The organism is Streptomyces sp. NPDC042100, from assembly GCF_055582325.1.
On the sequence record NZ_JBVJDK010000019.1, the window covers coordinates 74,230 to 90,588 of the forward strand.

Genomic DNA, 16,359 nt, shown 5'->3' on the forward strand with positions numbered 1-16,359 from the left:
GTGGCGCCCCGGATGCACTCGGCCGGAACCGACCGGTTCTTCGCCGTTCCTGGTCGGAAGGGTGCCTCTCCTGCTCCAGAATGCGGGCATGGAGAGTTGGACGCCGCCGGAGAGCGGGCCGTTCGTCGGCCGGGAACGGGCCATCGGGGAGATCACCGCCCTGCTGCGCACCCGCCGGCTCGTGACGCTGGTGGGCATGGGCGGCATCGGCAAGTCCCGCCTCGCCGCCCGGGTCGCGGCGGAGGAAGGGGACCGGGAACGGGAACGGGAGCGGGCGGGGGTGCACTGGGTACCGCTCTGGTCGTTGAGCGGTCCCGCGCTCGTGACCTCCCTGGTCGCCGACGCGTGTGGTCTCTCGGACCACTCCCCCGGCGATCCGGCGGACACGCTGGCCGACTGGATCGGCGACCGCCGCGTCCTGCTGGTGCTGGACTCCTGCGAGCACGTGCTGACCGCCTGCCGGGCGCTGGTCGAGCTGCTCCTGGACCGCTGCCCCGCCCTCGTCGTGCTGGCGACCAGCCGCGAACCGCTGGGCACGGCCGGCGAGACGGTTGTCCCCGTCGGCCCGCTGGCGCCCGACTCCGAGGCGATGGACCTGTTCAGGCTGCGGGCCGAGGCCGTCGGCGTCCGGTGGACGCGGCCCGAGGACCTGGTCGCGGCGGCCGAGGTGTGCCGCTGGCTGGAGGGCGTGCCGCTGGCCCTGGAGCTCGCCGCCGCCCGGCTGCGGGACCGGCCGGTGCCGGCGATGGCCCGGCTGCTGCGCGGCCGGCTCGCGCTCGCCGAAGGCCCCGACAGCACGGTGCGGCCCGCGCGGCACCAGGCGCTGCGCACCACCATCGGCTGGAGCCACGAGCTGTGCACGCCTCCCGAACGCCTGCTGTGGGCGCGGCTGTCGGTGTTCCGCTCGGGCGCCACCGTGGACGACGTGACCCTGGTCTGCGCCGGCGGGCCGCTGACCGGGCCGGCGCTGGCGCGGGCGCTCGACGGGCTGGCCCGCAAGAGCGTGATCACGCTCGCGGGCGGGCGGGTGCACGTGTACGACACGGTCCGTGAGTACGGCGCCCTGTGGCTGGCGGAGCTCGGCGAGACGCGGACGACGGCCGACCGGCACGCCCGGCACTTCCACCAGCGGGCGCTGGCCGCCGAGCGCGCGTGGTGGGGCCCCGGGCAGACGGACGCCGCCGCGCGGCTGACCGCGCACTACGGCGACCTGAGCACCGCGCTGGAGCACCTGCTGGCGACCGACCCGCACCGGGCCGCCGAACTGGCCGGGGCGGCCGGCTTCTTCTGGGCCTGCTCGGGGCATCTGCACGAGGCCTCGCACTACTTGGAGGAGTGCCTGCAACTGGTCTCCGGGCCCCCCGCCGTGATGGCGAAGCTGTGCTGGGCGCTGGGCGTGGTGCGCAGCCTGCGCGGCGAGTACGACACGGCGGCACGGCTGGCCGGGCGGGCGGACGAGGAGGCCGTACGGGCCGGGGACCCGACCCTGCTGGCCGACGCCGCGTACCTCCGGGGCCTGGTGATGCTGCTGCGCGGCCGGCCGCACAACGCGCTGGCCGTCGCCGACGAGGCCCTGGCCGGGCCGCGCGGCGGCGAGGCGGCGGTGGCGCGCTGCCGGCTGGTGCGGGTGTTCGCCCTGACCGCCTCCGGCTCCCTCGGCACGGCCCGCGCCGAGGCGGAGACGCTGCGGGACGACTCCCTCGCGGCGGGCGAGCACTGGACGCGCTCGTACACCGAGTACCAGCTCGCGGTGATAGCGCTGATGGAGGAGCGGGCCGCCGACGCCGTCGCGCACTCCCGGGCGATGCTGCGCGGCAAGCGCCTGATCGGCGACGCCTTCGGCCTCGGCCTGGGCCTCGACCTGCTGGCGGTGGCGCTGGCGGCGCTGGAGCGGGGCGAGGACGCGGCGGTGGCGTACGGGGCGGGCATGGTGTTCTGGGAGATGGTCGGGCACCCGCAGCGGGGCACCCCGGAGCTGCTGCCGCTGCGGCAGCGGGCCGAGGAGGCGGCACGGCGGCAGATCGGCGACGGGGCGTACGAGAGCGCGTACGGCCTGGCGCGGCTGTCGGACCCGTTCGTGACGCTGGAGGCGATGCTGGCGGGATGAGCGGGGCGGACGGGTGACGGGGGCGGACGGGCGGCGGGGGCGGGCGAGGACGGGGCGGGGCCGCCGCCCGTCGGCCTCAGGTCCCGGCGCCCCCGGCCCTGTTCCCGGCCCCGACCCCGTTCCCGCTCCGGTCGCCGCCGCCATCGGCATCGGGCTCGGCCCCGGACTCGGCCTCGGCGGTGCGGGCGATGTTGCGGGCCATGCCGCCGAAGACGACGGCGTGGAAGGGGGCGACGCTCCACCAGTAGGCGTGCCCGGCGAGGCCGCGGGGGTGGAAGAGGGCGCGCTGCCGGTAGACGGTGCGGCCGTGCTCGTCGCGTTCCACGCCCATTTCCAGCCAGGCCAGCCCCGGGAGGCGCATCTCGGCCCGGAGCCGCAGCAGCCGGCCCCGGTCGACCTCCTCGACCCGCCAGAAGTCCAGCGCGTCGCCGACCCGCAGGTGCGCCGCGTCCCGGCGCCCCCGGCGCAGCCCGACGCCCCCGGAGAGCCGGTCGGCCCAGCCGCGTACGGCCCAGGCCAGCGGGAACGAGTACCAGCCGTTCTCGCCGCCGACGCCCTCGACGACCCGCCACAGCGCCTCGGGGCCGGCGTGGACGGTCCGCTCGCGGGCGTCGGTGTACAGGCTGCCGCCGGCCCAGTCGGGGTCGGTCGGCAGCGGGTCGCTCGGCGCGCCTGGTGTCGAGGCGGAGGACCAGCGGGTGTCCACGCGGGCGTCCCGGACCCGGCGCAGGGCGAGCCGGAGGGACTCGTCGAAGGGGATGGGCTCGCCGGGGCCATCCGGCACGTACCGCGCGATGTCGTTCTCGGCGCACACGACCTCGTGCCGCAGCGATTCGGCGAGGGGCCGGGCGAGGGCCCTGGGGACGGGGGTGACGAGCCCGATCCAGTGGCTGGACAGCCGGGGCGTGAGCATGGGCACCGGCACGATGAGGCGGTGCCGGAGCCTGGCGACCGCCGCGTACCGCTCCATCATCTCGCGGTACGTGAGGACGTCGGGTCCGCCGATGTCGAAGGCGCGGCTGACGTCCGGGGGCATGGCGGCGGCGCCCACCAGGTAGCGCAGGACGTCGCGGACGGCGATGGGCTGGACCCGGCTGCCGACCCAGCTCGGGGTGACCATGACCGGAAGGCGTTCGGTGAGATAGCGCAGCATCTCGAAGGAGGCCGAGCCGGAGCCGATGACGACGGCGGCGCGCAGGACGGTGGTGGGCACGCCGGAGCCGAGGAGGATGCGGCCCACCTCGGTGCGGGACCGCATGTGCGGGGAGAGCCCGGCGTCCGGGACCCCGCGCGGGGCGAGCCCGCCGAGGTAGACGACGCGCCCCACGCCTGCGGCCGCCGCCTCGGCGGCGAAGGTGCGGGCGGCGAGGCGGTCGGTGTCCTCGAAGCGGTCGGTCGAGGCCATGGAGTGGACGAGGTAGTAGGCGATGTCGACGTCGCCGGGACCGCCCCCGTCCCGGTCGCCGTCTCCGTCTCCGCTCCCGTCCCCGCCCCCGCCCCCGCCGCCCCCGTCCCAGTCCTCGCCGGCTCCGGCCCGTCCGAAGGCGGCCCGGAGGCTCATGGCGTCGGTGACGTCCCCACGGGCGATCTCGACCCGGCCCGCCCAGGGGAAGTCGCGGAGCCGGTCCGGATGGCGGGCCAGGCACCGCACGCGGTAACCGGCGGCGAGCAGCTCCGGCACGAGCCGGCCGCCGATGTAGCCGCTGGCGCCGGTGACCAGGCAGCGGGGGCCCTCGGACGCGGGCACGGCCGCGCGGGCGGGGGCGGGGGCGGGTGTGTCGTCCATGCGCTGATCCGTTCCGGCGGTTCCCGTGGCGCGGCGCACGCGCCCTGTACATGGTCTTCGGCACCACCGTGCCCCATGGATGCGCTCGCGTGGCGGCGGCACCGGGCCGGAATTAGCCTGCCGGAGGGTACGGCCCTCCCGTCCGGCCCAGTCCCCGCGGCCCCCGCGAAGGGTGAGAACGATGACCAGCGACGCGCAGGAAGACGGTGCCGGTGAGGCCGCGGCCCGGGGCCACCGGGTGGGCCCCGTGCCGCGCGGGAAGCCGGAATTCCGCCCGTACCGCCATCCGGCGGCCGGCTGGGGCGCGGCGGACAGCGTGACGCGGTTCATGGCGCGCGAGGGGGCGCTGCCGCTGGAGGGGCCGCGGGCGGTGCTGCGGATGAACCACGAGGACGGCGGCTTCGACTGTCCCGGCTGCGCGTGGCCGGACGACACCAAGGGGCTGCACCTCGACATCTGCGAGAACGGCATCAAGCACGTCACGTGGGAGATGACCCGCAAGCGGGTCGGGCGCGAGTTCTTCGCCGCGCACACGGTGACCGAGCTGGCCGGATGGACGGACCACGACCTGGAGAACCAGGGCCGGCTGACCGAGCCGATGGTCTACGACCCGGAGTCGGACCACTATGTTCCGATCGCCTGGAAGGACGCCTTCGCGCTCGTGGGAGAGGCGCTGCGGGCGCTGGACGGCCCGGACCGGGCCGCGTTCTACACCTCGGGGCGGCTCGGGAACGAGGCGACGTTCCTCTACCAGCTGATGGCCCGGGAGTTCGGCACGAACAACCTGCCCGACTGCTCCAACATGTGCCACGAGGCCAGCGGCCGGGCCCTGACGGCGTCACTGGGCACCGGCAAGGGGACCGTGGACCTGAAGGACTGGGAGTCGGCGGACGCGCTGTTCGTCATGGGGGTGAACGCGGCGTCGAACGCGCCTCGGATGCTGACCGCGCTCGCCGGGGCGTACCGGCGGGGCGCGCGGATCGTGCACGTCAACCCGCTGGTGGAGGCGGCGGCGGGGCGCGCGATCATCCCGCACGACTTCAAGGACATGGCCACCTTCCACGCGACGCGGACCGGGACCCTCACCCTCCAGCCGCGCATCGGCGGCGACATGGCGCTGGTGCGGGGGATGGCGAAGGCGGTGCTGGAGCAGTCGGCGACGGATCCGCGTGCCCTGGACCGGGAGTTCATCGAGCGGTACACGGCGGGCTTCGAGGAGTACCGGGCGCTGTGCGAGGCGACGCCGTGGGAGGAGCTGGAGACCCAGTCGGGGCTGGGCCGGGCCGAGATCCTGGCGGCGGCGCGGGTGTACGGGGAGGCGGACCGGTCGATCGTCAGCTGGTGCCTCGGGGTCACCCAGCACGAGCACGGCGTGGACACCGTCCGCGAGATCGTCAACCTGCTGCTGCTCCGGGGGAACCTGGGCCGGGAGGGCGCCGGTCCCTCCCCCGTGCGCGGGCACAGCAACGTGCAGGGCAACCGCACCTGCGGCATCGACCACCGGCCGGGCGAGGCGTTCCTGGACCGGCTGGCCGAGGTCTGCGGGATCGACCCGCCCCGGGCGCACGGCCTGGACACCGTGCGGACGATCAAGGCGATGCGCGCGGGTGAGGTGCGGGTCTTCGTCGGCATGGGCGGCAACTTCGCGCTGGCCGCGCCGGACACCCCCTACACGTACGAGGCACTGCGCGCCTGCGAGCTCACCGTGCAGGTGAGCACGAAGCTGAACCGCAGCCATGTGGTGCACGGGCGGCGGGCGCTGATCCTGCCGTGCCTGGGCCGCACCGAGAAGGACCACCAGCGCAAGGGGGTCCAGTCGACGTCCGTCGAGGACTCGATGAGCATGGTGCACCTGTCGGTCGGCATGAAGCGGCCCGCCTCGCCGCACCTGCTCTCCGAGCCGGCGATCATCGCCGGCCTGGCGCGCGCGACGCTGCCGGACAGCGCCACGCCGTGGGAGTGGTACGTGGAGGACTACGACCGGGTCCGGGACACGATGGCCCGCGTCCTGGACGGCTTCGAGGACTTCAACCGCCGGGTGCGGCTGCCGCTGGGCTTCCGCATCCGGCAGCCCGCGCGCGAACTGGTCTTCCTCACCCCGTCCGGCCGCGCCGAGTTCTCCACGGCGCCGCTGCCCGACGTGGTCCCGGCGCCCGGCACGCTGGCCCTGGGCACGATGCGCTCGCACGACCAGTGGAACACCACGGTCTACTCCGCCGACGACCGCTACCGAGGCATCAGGAACCTGCGCACGCTGGTCTTCATGAACCGCGCGGACATGCGCGCACGCGGTATCGGGGACCTCGCCCCGGTCGACATCACGAGCACCTCCCGGACCGGCGCCCACCGCACCCTCACCGGCTATCTGGCCGTCCCGTACGACATCCCCCGGGGCTGCGCGGCGGGCTACATGCCGGAGATGAACGTCCTGTGCGCCCTGGAGGACTACAGCACCCAGAGCGACCAGCCCCTGATGAAGCACGTGAAGGTCACGATCGACCCGGCGAAGTGACCTCCCCCGCCGTAGACTTCGGCGATCGACGCGGGGACCGCGGCACACGCCGCCCCGCCGTCGCGCGCTCGGGGAGGACTTCACATGCGGGACGACACGGCCATCGGCCCTACGGAGGCGTCGACGGACACCGAGGCGGCGACGGTGCTCGTGGAGCTGCTGCCGGGCGTGGCGGTCGTCGCCGGTGAGGTCCCGGCGGAACTCAGGCCCGATCTGATCGACTTCGGGATCGTGCCGGCCGTCGACCGGCAGCGGATCTCGGAGGTGCTCGCGTCCCTCGGGAACGCGGCGACCGTCGCCGGCAACCTGGGCAACGCCTACGCGGGCGTCCAGGGGCTCTACCGGATCGGCGCGGCCGCCCAGGCCCTGCTGAACAGCGGCGCGACGCTGGCGGTCAAGGACGGCGCGAACCTCGGAGCGGTGATGTTCCCCGGCCGGATCGTGGCCGCCGCCCGCTTCCACCCCGTCAGCGCGGTGAGCAAGGCGCGGACCGCCGCGTCGATCGGGCCGGCGCTCGCGATGGTCGGGCTCCAGCTCATGCTGAACGAGGTCTCGGGGCTCGTCAGGACCAATCTGACGGTGACGAACCAGGTCCTCGCCGCCGTCCGCAAGGACCAGTGGGCCGAGCTGACGGGGCTCGTCGCCTCCGTCGACCGCGCGGTCGAGCAGGCGCGGGAGATCGAGTCGGTCCCGACCTCGCTGTGGGACGACGTCGCGGGCTCGGGGGCGGCGCTGCAGAAGCAGCTCGACCTGTACCAGGGAAACGTCCGGGACCACGTCCGGCAGCTCGGCCGGGCGGGCACCCAGGACCACCGCGCGTACCTGCGGGCGAACGCGGAGGCCGTCGCGTTCGACGCCCACGCCCTGCTGTCGTCGCTCAAGGCGTGGACCGGCTACCACGCGCTGCGCGCCGCGAGGGCGCGGGCCGCGGGACACCAGGACGCGGCGGAGGCGCAGTACGCCGAGGTCATCGCGCGCGACACGCGTGCGGGCTTCGACGCCGCGCTCGCCGAGGCGGCGGGGCTCGTCGGCGCCCTGACGCGGGAGCTGCGGATCGCCGCCGAGCTGCCGGGGCCCGACGCGTGGCCGCTGCCGGGGCGGCGCAAGGAGGTGAAGGCGGCGCGCGAGGTCTCGGCGCGCCTGCTGGAGACGATGGAGCCGCTGGCCGACGCCCTCCGCGCGCCCGCCCCTCCGCTCGCGGACCCGGACGTGCTCTGCGCGCCCGATTCGCTCGACCCGGCGCCGTATCTCCGCCTGCTGCGCTGGCTGTTGGAGGAGGGCGAGGTGCTGCGCGTGCTCGGCTTCCCCGACCAGCTCGACGCCGTCGGTCCGCTCTCGGCGCTGGTCGGCGGGGCGAAGGAGAAGCTGGCGGCGGCGCGGGACAGGACGGCGGCGAAGCCGCTGGTGGCGGTGACGGACCGGCGGGTCCTGATGGCGCGGACGAACACGTTCCTGGAGGAGGCCGAGGTCCGCGAGGACGTGCCGCTCGGGCTCGTGCGGTACGTGCGGGCGACACAAGCGCGCGAGAAGGGCGAGCGGGCCGTGATCGACCTCATCACCCGGGACGAGAACATCCGCTGGGTCTTCCCCGCCGACGTCGAGGCGGCGCGTGTGGGCGCGTTCGCCGCCGTGCTCGCCGAGTCGATGACCCTCCCCGACGAGGAGCGCGAGGCGCTTCGGGGCCCGCTCCCGGCCGTCCCGGCGCAGGCACTCCCGTAGCCGCCGCCCGGTACGCGGCCGTCAGCGCGCGCCGCGGCGGGCGAGCTGGTGGCGGGCGTTCTCCCGGATGATCGCGTTCTCGGCGTCCCGCAGGTCTTCGAGGGCCTGCCGGGCCTCGGGGCCGGGGATGGCGCCGAGGGCCCAGATCGCCTTCACCGCGAGCGCGCGGTTGTCGTCCCAGGCCAGCCCCTCGGGGACCCAGCGGGCCGCCAGGACCATGGTCGGGACCGTCTCGGGTGAGCGGAGGCGGCCGAGCGCGGTCACGATGTCCTCGTGCTCGTGGTGCCATTCGGCGGGGAACAGCGCGGCGTAGATGTCCTTGACGTCCTCGATCGGGGCGCCGGCGACGTGGCGGAGGAGGAAGGCCATCTCCAGGTCGTCGGCGTCCCGGCGCGCGACGGCGTCCTCCAGCAGCCGGAGCGCCAGCACCGCGCCGTCCGGCTCGCCGAAGTGGTCGAGCACGTCGGAGAGCGGGCGCTTCGGACCGTCGCCCAGCCCGATCGCCAGGTCCATGATCAGTCTCTGCTCCTCAGGCGTCATCGCCCGCCCGCCTCCCCTTGCCCGCGCCGTTCCCGTGGAAACCGTCGATCCCGAGATCCCGTGAATCCCGAGACCCCGTGGATCGTGTGGATCCCGTGACTCCCGAGACCCCGTGGATCCCGTGAATCCCGTGAATCCCGAGACCCCGTGGATCCCGTCGATCCGATGGATCCCTCGGACCCTAGCAAGGCCCTTCCCGGCGGAGCCGACCCACCACCCGACCGCCCTCCCCCCCGCTCAGCTCAGGAAGCTGAGCCGGACCTGGCGGACCGGGTTGTCGCGGTTCGTGTCGACCAGGCAGACCGACTGCCAGGTGCCCAGCTCCAGTCGGCCCCCGAGGACCGGGAGGGTCGCGTGCGGGGGGACCAGGGCGGGGAGGACGTGGTCGCGGCCGTGGCCCGGGGAGCCGTGGCGGTGCTGCCAGCGGTCGTCGGCGGGCAGCAGGTGGTGAAGGGCGGCGAGGAGGTCGTCGTCGCTGCCCGCGCCGGTCTCCAGGACGGCGAGGCCCGCGGTGGCGTGCGGCACGAAGAGGTTGAGGAGGCCGTCGGCGCCCTGGGCGGTGCGGGCGAGGAAGTCCTCGCAGCGGCTGGTCAGGTCGGTGACGGTCTCCTCGGAGCCAGTGGTGATGCTGAGGACCGTGGTCGTGAAGGGCATGGACCCATCCTGCCGTTCACGGGCCGGGACCGCCCGTCCACGCTCCGAGACACCGTTGACCCGGTACGGGAGGGCTCGCTACGTTCGCGCCATGTTGCGTACAGCCCTGCTCACCACGCGCGGTCACATCGACCTGCTGCGGGTGGCCTCCGCCGCGTGTCGTCGCGGCTGCTGACGCTCCCTCTCCCTCTCCTCTCCTTACCCCCGCATCCTCTCTCGCGGGCCCCTTCGGCGCCGTGGGCGTCCTCGGCGTCCCGCCGGCCCTCCCGGGTCCGCGGGTTCCGACGCGCACCCCCGGGCCGCCCGGGCGGCGTCGGCCCCAGCCGTCCGCACTCCCGAAAGGCTCCCCGCCATGGCGAGCGATCTGCGCCGGTCCGTCACCGTCCGCGGTCTGACCCGTTCCTTCGACGGCCGGACCGTCGTGGACGGACTCGATCTGAGCCTGGCCGCCGGGCAGTTCACCGTCCTGCTCGGGCCGCCCGGCTCCGGCAAGTCCACGCTGCTGCGCGTGCTCGCCGGGCTCGACCGGGAGGTCAGCGGCACCGTGCTGGTCCCCCGGCGCCGGACCCTCGCGCCCCAGCAGCCGCCCGCCGGGCCCTGGCGGCGGGTGTGGCGCGCTCCGGGCCGACATGCCTCTCTGGTACGGGTGTTGGGCGGGGAGTCCGATCTGCTGCTGCTCGACGAGCCGTTCGCGTCCCTCGACCCGGCGGCCCGGACCCGGGCGCTGCGGCTGGTCGGCGAGGCGTGGCGGCGGCGCGGCTGCACCGTACTGCTGGCCTGCCGGGACGTCGACGCGGCGCTGCTCCTCGCGGACCGGGTGCTCGTGCTGCGGGACGGGGCGCTCGTGTACGACACGGCGGTCAGCCCGCACCGGGCCCGCGGCTCCGCCGATCCCGCCGTCGCCGCCCTGCGCGCCCGACTGCTCGCCGAGGTCGCCGGGGCGGGCAGCGAGGGCGGGGAGGGGCGGCACGGCGCCCTTCGGGCCGCCTGAGCGACGTCCGGGCGCGCGCCCGGCCCGCCACCGCCTTCCCGCTCCTCCCCCAGCCCTTCCAGCCCCAGCCCCAGCCCCTCCCTCGCTCCCCTTCCCGGAAAGGCAGTTCCCGATGACCGTCCACCTCCACTGGTTCCTGCCGACCGGCGGCGACGGCCGCACCCTCGTCGACCGGCATGTGTACGGCGACGGCGGCATCGGCCGCACCCGCGCCGCGAGCGGGGTGCGGGCCCCGGACATCGAGTACCTGGCCCAGATCGCGAAGGCGGCCGAGCGGCTCGGCTTCGAGGCGGTGCTCACACCTACCGGCACCTGGTGCGAGGACGCGTGGCTGACCACCGTCGCGCTCGCCCAGCACACCGAGCGGCTGAAGTTCCTGGTCGCGTTCCGGCCCGGGGTGGTCTCGCCCGTGCTGGCCGCGCAGATGGCGGCCACGTACCAGCGGATCACCCATGGGCGGCTGCTGCTCAACGTGGTGACCGGCGGCGACTCGGCCGAGCAGCGGCGGTACGGCGACTTCCTCGACCACGACCGGCGCTATGAGCGGACGGCCGAGTTCCTGCGGGTGGTGCGCGGGGTGTGGGGCGGGCGGCCGTACGACTTCGACGGCACGCACTACCAGGTGGCGGGCGGGCTGACCGCGCTGCCGCCGGACCCGCTGCCGGAGATCTTCTTCGGCGGCTCGTCCGCCGCGGCCGGCCCGGTCGCCGCCGAGCACGCGGACGTCTACCTGACCTGGGGCGAGCCGCCCTGGCAGGTCAAGGAGAAGATCGACTGGATCCGCCGGCTCGCCCAGGAGCGGGGCCGCGAGGTCCGCTTCGGCATCCGGCTGCACACCATCTCCCGCGACTCCTCGCGCGAGGCGTGGGCGACGGCGGAACGGCTGCTCGCCGATCTGGACCCGGAGGCGGTGGCCACGGCGCAGGCGGCCCTGGGGCGCAGCGAGTCGGTGGGGCAGCGGCGGATGCTGGCGCTGCACGGCGGCGGCACGCTCGACCGGGACCGGCTGGAGATCGCGCCGAACCTGTGGGCGGGCGTGGGTCTGGTGCGCGGCGGGGCCGGGACGGCGCTGGTCGGCAGCCACGCGGACGTGGCCGACCGGATCGAGGAGTACCACGACCTGGGGATCGAGCACTTCGTGCTGTCGGGCTATCCGCATCTGGAGGAGGCGTACTGGTTCGGGGAGGGCGTGACGCCGGAGCTCGCGGCGCGCGGGCTGCTGGCCGCCGCGCCCGCCCCGCCCCTGCTCGGGGTGACCGCGGCGAACGGGCGGTAGGCCCCGGGAAGAAGGGACCGCCGCGCACGGTTGGTGGAATCGTGAACGGTTTCGGGGTACACGAAGTGGACGTGGTCGTCGTCGGCGCCGGGCAGGCGGGGCTGTCCGCCGCCTACCACCTGCGGCGCGCCGGGTACGAGCCCGACCGGGACTTCGTGGTCCTCGACCACGCCCCGCGCCCGGGCGGTGCCTGGCAGTTCCGCTGGCCCTCGCTCACGTACGGCAAGGTGCACGGGATGCACGCGCTGCCCGGCAAGGAGCTGACCGGAGCCGATCCGGGGCGCCCCTCCTCGGAGGTGATCGGCGGCTACTTCGCCGACTACGAGGAGACCTTCGGCCTGCGGGTGCACCGTCCGGTCGAGGTGTCGGCCGTCCGCGAGGGCGAGGGCGGGCGGCTGCGGGTCGAGACCTCCGAGGGCGTCTACGCGACCCGCGCGCTGATCAACGCCACCGGCACCTGGGACCGCCCCTTCTGGCCGCGCTACCCGGGGCAGGAGACCTTCCGGGGCCGCCAGCTGCACACCGCGCGGTACCCGGGGCCGGAGCCCTTCGCCGGGCAGCGGGTGATCGTGGTCGGCGGCGGGGCGTCCGGCACCCAGCACCTGATGGAGATCGCCGGGGTCGCCGCCGAGACCACCTGGGTGACCCGGCGCGAACCGGTCTTCCGCGAGGGCCCGTTCGGCGAGGCGGAGGGGCGGGCGGCGGTCGCGATGGTGGAGGAGCGGGTGCGGCGCGGGCTGCCCCCGCAGAGCGTCGTCTCCGTCACCGGGCTGCCGCTCGACGACGCCGTCCGGGCCGCGCGCGAGGGCGGGGTCCTGGACCGGCTGCCGATGTTCGACCGGATCACCCCGACCGGTGTGGCCTGGGACGACGGGCGGACCGTCGAGGCGGACGTGATCCTGTGGGCGACCGGCTTCCGTGCCGCCATCGACCACCTCGCCCCGCTGCGGCTGCGCGAGCCGGGCGGCGGCATCCGGGTGGAGGGCACCCGGGCGGTCCGCGACGAGCGCGTCCACCTGGTCGGCTACGGCCCGTCCGCCTCCACCATCGGCGCCAACCGGGCCGGGCGGGCGGCGGTCGCCGAGATCCGGCGGCTGCTCACGCGGGCCCCGCTGCCCGCCGCCGCGCGTTGAACTCGGCCACGTTCGCCTGGTGTTCCGGGTAGCTCGCGGTGAAACGGGTGTCGCCGTGCCGCACGGTCACGAAGTAGAGCCAGTCGCCGTCGGCCGGGTCGAGCGCCGCCGCCATCGCCGCGTCTCCCGGGTTCCCGATGGGTGACGGGGGCAGGCCCCGGCGCTCGTAGGTGTTGTACGGGCTGTCGATGCGGGTGTCCTGGTGGGTGGTGTCCACGGTGTCGCGGCCCAGGGCGTAGTTGATGGTGGAGTCCATCTGGAGCGCCATGCCCCGGCCGAGCCGGTTGTAGACGACCCGTGCCACCTTCGCCATGTCCTCGGCGCTGTCGGCCTCGGCCTGCACGATGCTCGCGACGATCACGGTCTGGTGGACGCTCATCCCGTGCCTCCGGGCGCCCTCGGTGACGCGGTCGCCGGCGAAGCGCCGGCCCGCCGTGTCCACCATGTAGCGCAGCAGGCCCTGCGGGGTGGTGGCCTTCACCACCGGGTACGTCGCCGGGAACAGATATCCCTCGGGGTTGCCCCCGGCCGCCGGCGGCAGCGCGAGGCCGGTGGCCTTCGCGCGCGCGGCGGTCCGGGTGGTGCCCGTGGGCAGGCCGAGCGAGCGGTCGACGGCCGCGTACACCTCGCCGGCCCGCCAGCCCTCCGGGATGAGCAGGGTGCGCTGCTTCTCGGGCGCGGGCCGCTCCTGGCCGCCGAGCAGCAGGGGCACGGTGACGGCGGCGGCGACGGCGAGGACGGCGCCCAGGAGGAGCGCGAGTCGGCCGCGCCGGGTGAGGCGGGTGCGGCGGCGACGGCGCTCGGGCTGCCAGGACCGGTACGTCATGGGCGCACGCTAACCCGGTGCGCGGGCGAATCCGGGGAGCGCCGGACACGCGGCGGCGCCGCCGGCCCCCTGGGACGGGGAACCGACGGCGCCGCTTTCCTGCCGGGCGTACCGGTCAGACGAGCCAGCCCAGGAAGTGGAGGACGCCGGCGAGCAGGTTGGTGATGACGTTCATGGTGGTGCTTCTCCTCGTACAGAGCTTTCTGTGGGACTACGCGGTCGCGGTCTGCAGCCCGTCGTGCGCGCTCCGTCATCATGTGCCGCCGTTCGGGTGGCGGACAAGGAAAACCGGCACGATCACACGTTCTGGGGAACACCCGATCCCACGTTCGCGTGTTCGTCCCGGCGCACCAGGGCCGCGTACCGCCCGTCCCGGGCGAGGAGCTCGTCGTGGGTGCCGCGCTCGGCGATCCGCCCGGCCTCCAGGACGACGATCTGGTCGGCGTCGCGGACGGTGGACAGCCGGTGGGCGATGGTGATGGTGGTGCGGCCGGCGGAGAGGGCGTCGATGGCCTGCTGGACGGCGTGCTCGGTACGGGTGTCGAGCGCGCTGGTCGCCTCGTCGAGGATCAGCACGGGCGGGTCGCGCAGGATGGTGCGGGCGATGGCGAGCCGCTGCTTCTCGCCGCCGGAGAAGCGGTAGCCGCGCTCGCCGACGAGGGTGTCGTAGCCCTGGGGCAGCGAGGCGATGTGGTCGTGGATCTGGGCGGCGCGGGCGGCGGCCTCGATCTCCTCGTCGGTGGCGTCGGGCTTGGCGAAGCGCAGGTTGTCCGCGACGGAGGCGTGGAAGAGGTAGGTCTCCTGGGAGACCACGCCGACGGCCCGGGCCAGGCTGTCGAAGCCGAGGTCCCGGACGTCGGTGCCGTCCAGGGTGACGCGGCCCTCGGTGACGTCGTAGAGCCGGGGCACGAGATAGCTGAGGGTGGACTTGCCGGAGCCGGTGGGGCCGACGACGGCGAGGCTGCCGCCGGCGGGGACGGTGAGGTCGATGCCGTCGAGGGTGGGGCGGCCCTCGCCCTCGGGGTCGTAGCGGAAGCCGACCTTCTCGAAGACGACCTCGCCCTCGGTCTTCGCCGGGCGGACCGGCTCGGCGGGCTCGGTGATCTCGACGGGCAGGTCGAGGTACTCGAAGATGCGCTGGAAGAGCGCGAGCGAGGTCTGGATCTGCACCCCGGTCGACAGCAGGCTCACGGCGGGCCGGAACAGGCCCTGCTGGAGCGAGACGAAGGCGACGAGGGTGCCGAGGGAGACGTCGGGACCGCCGGCCTGGAGGGCGAGCCCCGCGGCCCAGTAGATGAGCGCGGGCATGGCGGCCATGACGATGCCGATGGTGGACATCCGCCAGCGTCCGGCCATGGAGGAGCGCACTTCGAGGTCGACGAGGCGCTCGGACTCCTCGGCGAAGGACCGGGTGAGCGAGTCGGCGCGGCCCATGGTGCGGCCGAGCAGGATGCCGCTGACGGAGAGGGACTCCGTGACGGTCGCGGCCATGGCGGCCATCTGCTTCTGCCGCTGGGTGGTGATCCGTTTGCGCTCGCGCCCGACCCGGCGGCTGATCCAGACGAAGACCGGCAGCAGGAGCAGGGAGACCAGGGTGAGCCGCCAGTCGAGCGCGAGCATGGCGACGACGGTGGCGACGACGGCGGTGAGGTTGGAGACCAGGGAGGTGGCGGTCGAGGTGACCGTCGCCTGCATCCCGCCAATGTCGTTCGCGATCCGCGACTGGACCTCGCCGGTGCGGGTCCGGGTGAAGAAGGCCAGCGGCATCCGCTGGAGCTGGGCGTAGACGCCGGTGCGCAGGTCGTGCATGACGCGCTGGCCGACGGTGGTGGAGATCAGGGTCTGGAGCACGCCGAAGACGCCCGAGGTCACGGCGGTGACGATCATGCCGAGCGCGAGCAGGCTGAGCAGCCCGGTGCGGCCCTGCGGTATCGCGGTGTCCAGGATCTCCTTCAGGAGGAAGGGCGAGGCGATGGAGACGAGGGACGACGCGCCGACCAGCAGGCCGACGACGGCGAGACGGCCCCGGTAGGGGCGGAAGAGGCGCAGGATGCGGCGCAGCTGCGCGGGCTCCTGCGGGTGGCCCGGTTCTCGGGCGGGAGGCGTCCAGGTGGACTCGTCGTGCGTACGCATGGGCTCCTACGAGGGTTCGATGGCAGAGGGGCTACGGGGGGCCGCGGAGGGCTATGAGGACCGCGGTTGGGGACTACGGATGGACTGCCGACGGGGACTGCGGATGGGGGCGAGCATTTCGGAGCATAGCTCATTGTTACCTATACTCACAATGAACTTCGTCTTGCTAGCATTCCCGTATGAGCACCCCCGATCGCGCCGCCGGCCACGCCCCCGATCGCGCGCCCGACCCCGACGGCCTCCTCGCGGAGCAGCTGCTCCGGCTCACCCGCCGGCTCCAGCGCGCCCACAAGGGGTACATGGAGCCGGTCGGCATCACCCCCGCCCAGTTCCGCCTGCTGCGGACCGTCGCGCACTACGAGGAGCCGCCCCGGATGGCGGACCTCGCGGCCCGGCTCGAAGTGGTCCCCCGGGCCGTGACCAGCCTCGTCGACGCTCTGGAGGCGGCCGGGCGGGTGCGCAGGGTGCCCGATCCGAGCAACCGCCGGGTGATCCGGATCGAGCTCACCGAGGCCGGCCGCGACACGCTGAGGGAGCTGCGCAGCGCGCGCCGCGCCGCCGCAGAGGACATGCTGGCCCCACTGACCGTCGAACAGCGCGAGGTGCTCGGAGGTCTGCTGTCCGCCCTGGTCGACCGAGCTCCGGGGCGCGCCTGCTGAGACCGGGGGCACGGCCTCGCCGG

The 16,359-nt window shown here is 74.7% G+C and carries 12 protein-coding genes; 7 read left to right on the forward strand and 5 right to left on the reverse strand.

Features of this window, described 5'->3' with window-relative positions:
• Window positions 1-88 precede the first annotated feature (88 nt).
• A complete protein-coding gene (locus ACZ6J5_RS32215) occupies window positions 89-2,107 on the forward strand; it encodes an ATP-binding protein (RefSeq protein WP_469397366.1) in 2,019 nt (672 codons plus the stop codon).
• 76 nt (window positions 2,108-2,183) lie between these two features.
• On the opposite strand, the gene ACZ6J5_RS32220 is transcribed toward ACZ6J5_RS32215, so the two are convergent.
• A complete protein-coding gene (locus ACZ6J5_RS32220; RefSeq protein ID WP_469397368.1) occupies window positions 2,184-3,893 on the reverse strand; it encodes an SDR family oxidoreductase in 1,710 nt (569 codons plus the stop codon).
• Between the two features lie 181 nt (window positions 3,894-4,074).
• On the opposite strand from ACZ6J5_RS32220, the gene ACZ6J5_RS32225 reads away from it, so the two are divergent.
• Window positions 4,075-6,405 (forward strand): FdhF/YdeP family oxidoreductase, encoded by a 2,331-nt coding sequence (locus ACZ6J5_RS32225; RefSeq protein WP_469397370.1) that lies wholly within the window; start codon window positions 4,075-4,077, stop codon window positions 6,403-6,405.
• A gap of 84 nt (window positions 6,406-6,489) precedes the next feature.
• The gene (locus ACZ6J5_RS32230) at window positions 6,490-8,124 is read left to right on the forward strand and encodes a hypothetical protein (protein ID WP_469397371.1); all 1,635 of its coding nucleotides are present in this window, start codon (window positions 6,490-6,492) and stop codon (window positions 8,122-8,124) included.
• A gap of 21 nt (window positions 8,125-8,145) precedes the next feature.
• On the opposite strand, the gene ACZ6J5_RS32235 is transcribed toward ACZ6J5_RS32230, so the two are convergent.
• Both ACZ6J5_RS32235 and ACZ6J5_RS32240 read right to left on the reverse strand, forming a co-directional pair.
• Entirely contained in the window at window positions 8,146-8,637 is a 492-nt protein-coding gene (locus tag ACZ6J5_RS32235) for a HEAT repeat domain-containing protein (protein WP_469397373.1), read from the reverse strand.
• 264 nt (window positions 8,638-8,901) lie between these two features.
• Window positions 8,902-9,318, reverse strand: coding sequence for a YjbQ family protein (locus ACZ6J5_RS32240; RefSeq protein ID WP_469397375.1), 417 nt, complete (start codon window positions 9,316-9,318; stop codon window positions 8,902-8,904).
• 352 nt (window positions 9,319-9,670) lie between these two features.
• Between ACZ6J5_RS32240 and ACZ6J5_RS32245 the strand changes: the two genes are divergently transcribed.
• The 3 genes from ACZ6J5_RS32245 (at window position 9,671) to ACZ6J5_RS32255 (ending at window position 12,718) form a co-directional block, all read left to right on the forward strand.
• Window positions 9,671-10,309, forward strand: coding sequence for an ATP-binding cassette domain-containing protein (locus ACZ6J5_RS32245; protein ID WP_469397376.1), 639 nt, complete (start codon window positions 9,671-9,673; stop codon window positions 10,307-10,309).
• A 112-nt stretch (window positions 10,310-10,421) separates the two neighbouring features.
• The gene (locus tag ACZ6J5_RS32250) at window positions 10,422-11,585 is read left to right on the forward strand and encodes an LLM class flavin-dependent oxidoreductase (protein ID WP_469397378.1); all 1,164 of its coding nucleotides are present in this window, start codon (window positions 10,422-10,424) and stop codon (window positions 11,583-11,585) included.
• A gap of 41 nt (window positions 11,586-11,626) precedes the next feature.
• The gene (locus ACZ6J5_RS32255; protein ID WP_469397379.1) at window positions 11,627-12,718 is read left to right on the forward strand and encodes an NAD(P)-binding domain-containing protein; all 1,092 of its coding nucleotides are present in this window, start codon (window positions 11,627-11,629) and stop codon (window positions 12,716-12,718) included.
• On the opposite strand, the gene mltG is transcribed toward ACZ6J5_RS32255, so the two are convergent.
• Window positions 12,684-13,544: an endolytic transglycosylase MltG gene (gene mltG / locus ACZ6J5_RS32260; protein ID WP_469397380.1), complete on the reverse strand. Its 861-nt coding sequence runs from the start codon at window positions 13,542-13,544 to the stop codon at window positions 12,684-12,686. The genes ACZ6J5_RS32255 and mltG overlap by 35 nt on opposite strands.
• Before the next feature lie 297 nt (window positions 13,545-13,841).
• Window positions 13,842-15,677: an ABC transporter ATP-binding protein gene (locus ACZ6J5_RS32265; RefSeq protein WP_469397382.1), complete on the reverse strand. Its 1,836-nt coding sequence runs from the start codon at window positions 15,675-15,677 to the stop codon at window positions 13,842-13,844.
• A gap of 179 nt (window positions 15,678-15,856) precedes the next feature.
• Here ACZ6J5_RS32265 and ACZ6J5_RS32270 point away from each other — a divergent pair, with 179 nt between their 5' ends.
• Window positions 15,857-16,336 (forward strand): MarR family winged helix-turn-helix transcriptional regulator, encoded by a 480-nt coding sequence (locus ACZ6J5_RS32270; RefSeq protein WP_469397383.1) that lies wholly within the window; start codon window positions 15,857-15,859, stop codon window positions 16,334-16,336.
• Window positions 16,337-16,359: the final 23 nt, after the last annotated feature.

Coding starts and splice junctions, on each gene's coding strand:
- ACZ6J5_RS32215 (WP_469397366.1), top strand. CDS start 89: ATGGAGAGTTGGACGCCGCCGGAGAGCGGGCCGTTCGTCGGCCGGGAA.
- ACZ6J5_RS32220 (WP_469397368.1), bottom strand. CDS start 3,893: ATGGACGACACACCCGCCCCCGCCCCCGCCCGCGCGGCCGTGCCCGCG.
- ACZ6J5_RS32225 (WP_469397370.1), top strand. CDS start 4,075: ATGACCAGCGACGCGCAGGAAGACGGTGCCGGTGAGGCCGCGGCCCGG.
- ACZ6J5_RS32230 (WP_469397371.1), top strand. CDS start 6,490: ATGCGGGACGACACGGCCATCGGCCCTACGGAGGCGTCGACGGACACC.
- ACZ6J5_RS32235 (WP_469397373.1), bottom strand. CDS start 8,637: ATGGACCTGGCGATCGGGCTGGGCGACGGTCCGAAGCGCCCGCTCTCC.
- ACZ6J5_RS32240 (WP_469397375.1), bottom strand. CDS start 9,318: ATGCCCTTCACGACCACGGTCCTCAGCATCACCACTGGCTCCGAGGAG.
- ACZ6J5_RS32245 (WP_469397376.1), top strand. CDS start 9,671: ATGGCGAGCGATCTGCGCCGGTCCGTCACCGTCCGCGGTCTGACCCGT.
- ACZ6J5_RS32250 (WP_469397378.1), top strand. CDS start 10,422: ATGACCGTCCACCTCCACTGGTTCCTGCCGACCGGCGGCGACGGCCGC.
- mltG (WP_469397380.1), bottom strand. CDS start 13,544: ATGACGTACCGGTCCTGGCAGCCCGAGCGCCGTCGCCGCCGCACCCGC.
- ACZ6J5_RS32265 (WP_469397382.1), bottom strand. CDS start 15,677: ATGCGTACGCACGACGAGTCCACCTGGACGCCTCCCGCCCGAGAACCG.
- ACZ6J5_RS32270 (WP_469397383.1), top strand. CDS start 15,857: ATGAGCACCCCCGATCGCGCCGCCGGCCACGCCCCCGATCGCGCGCCC.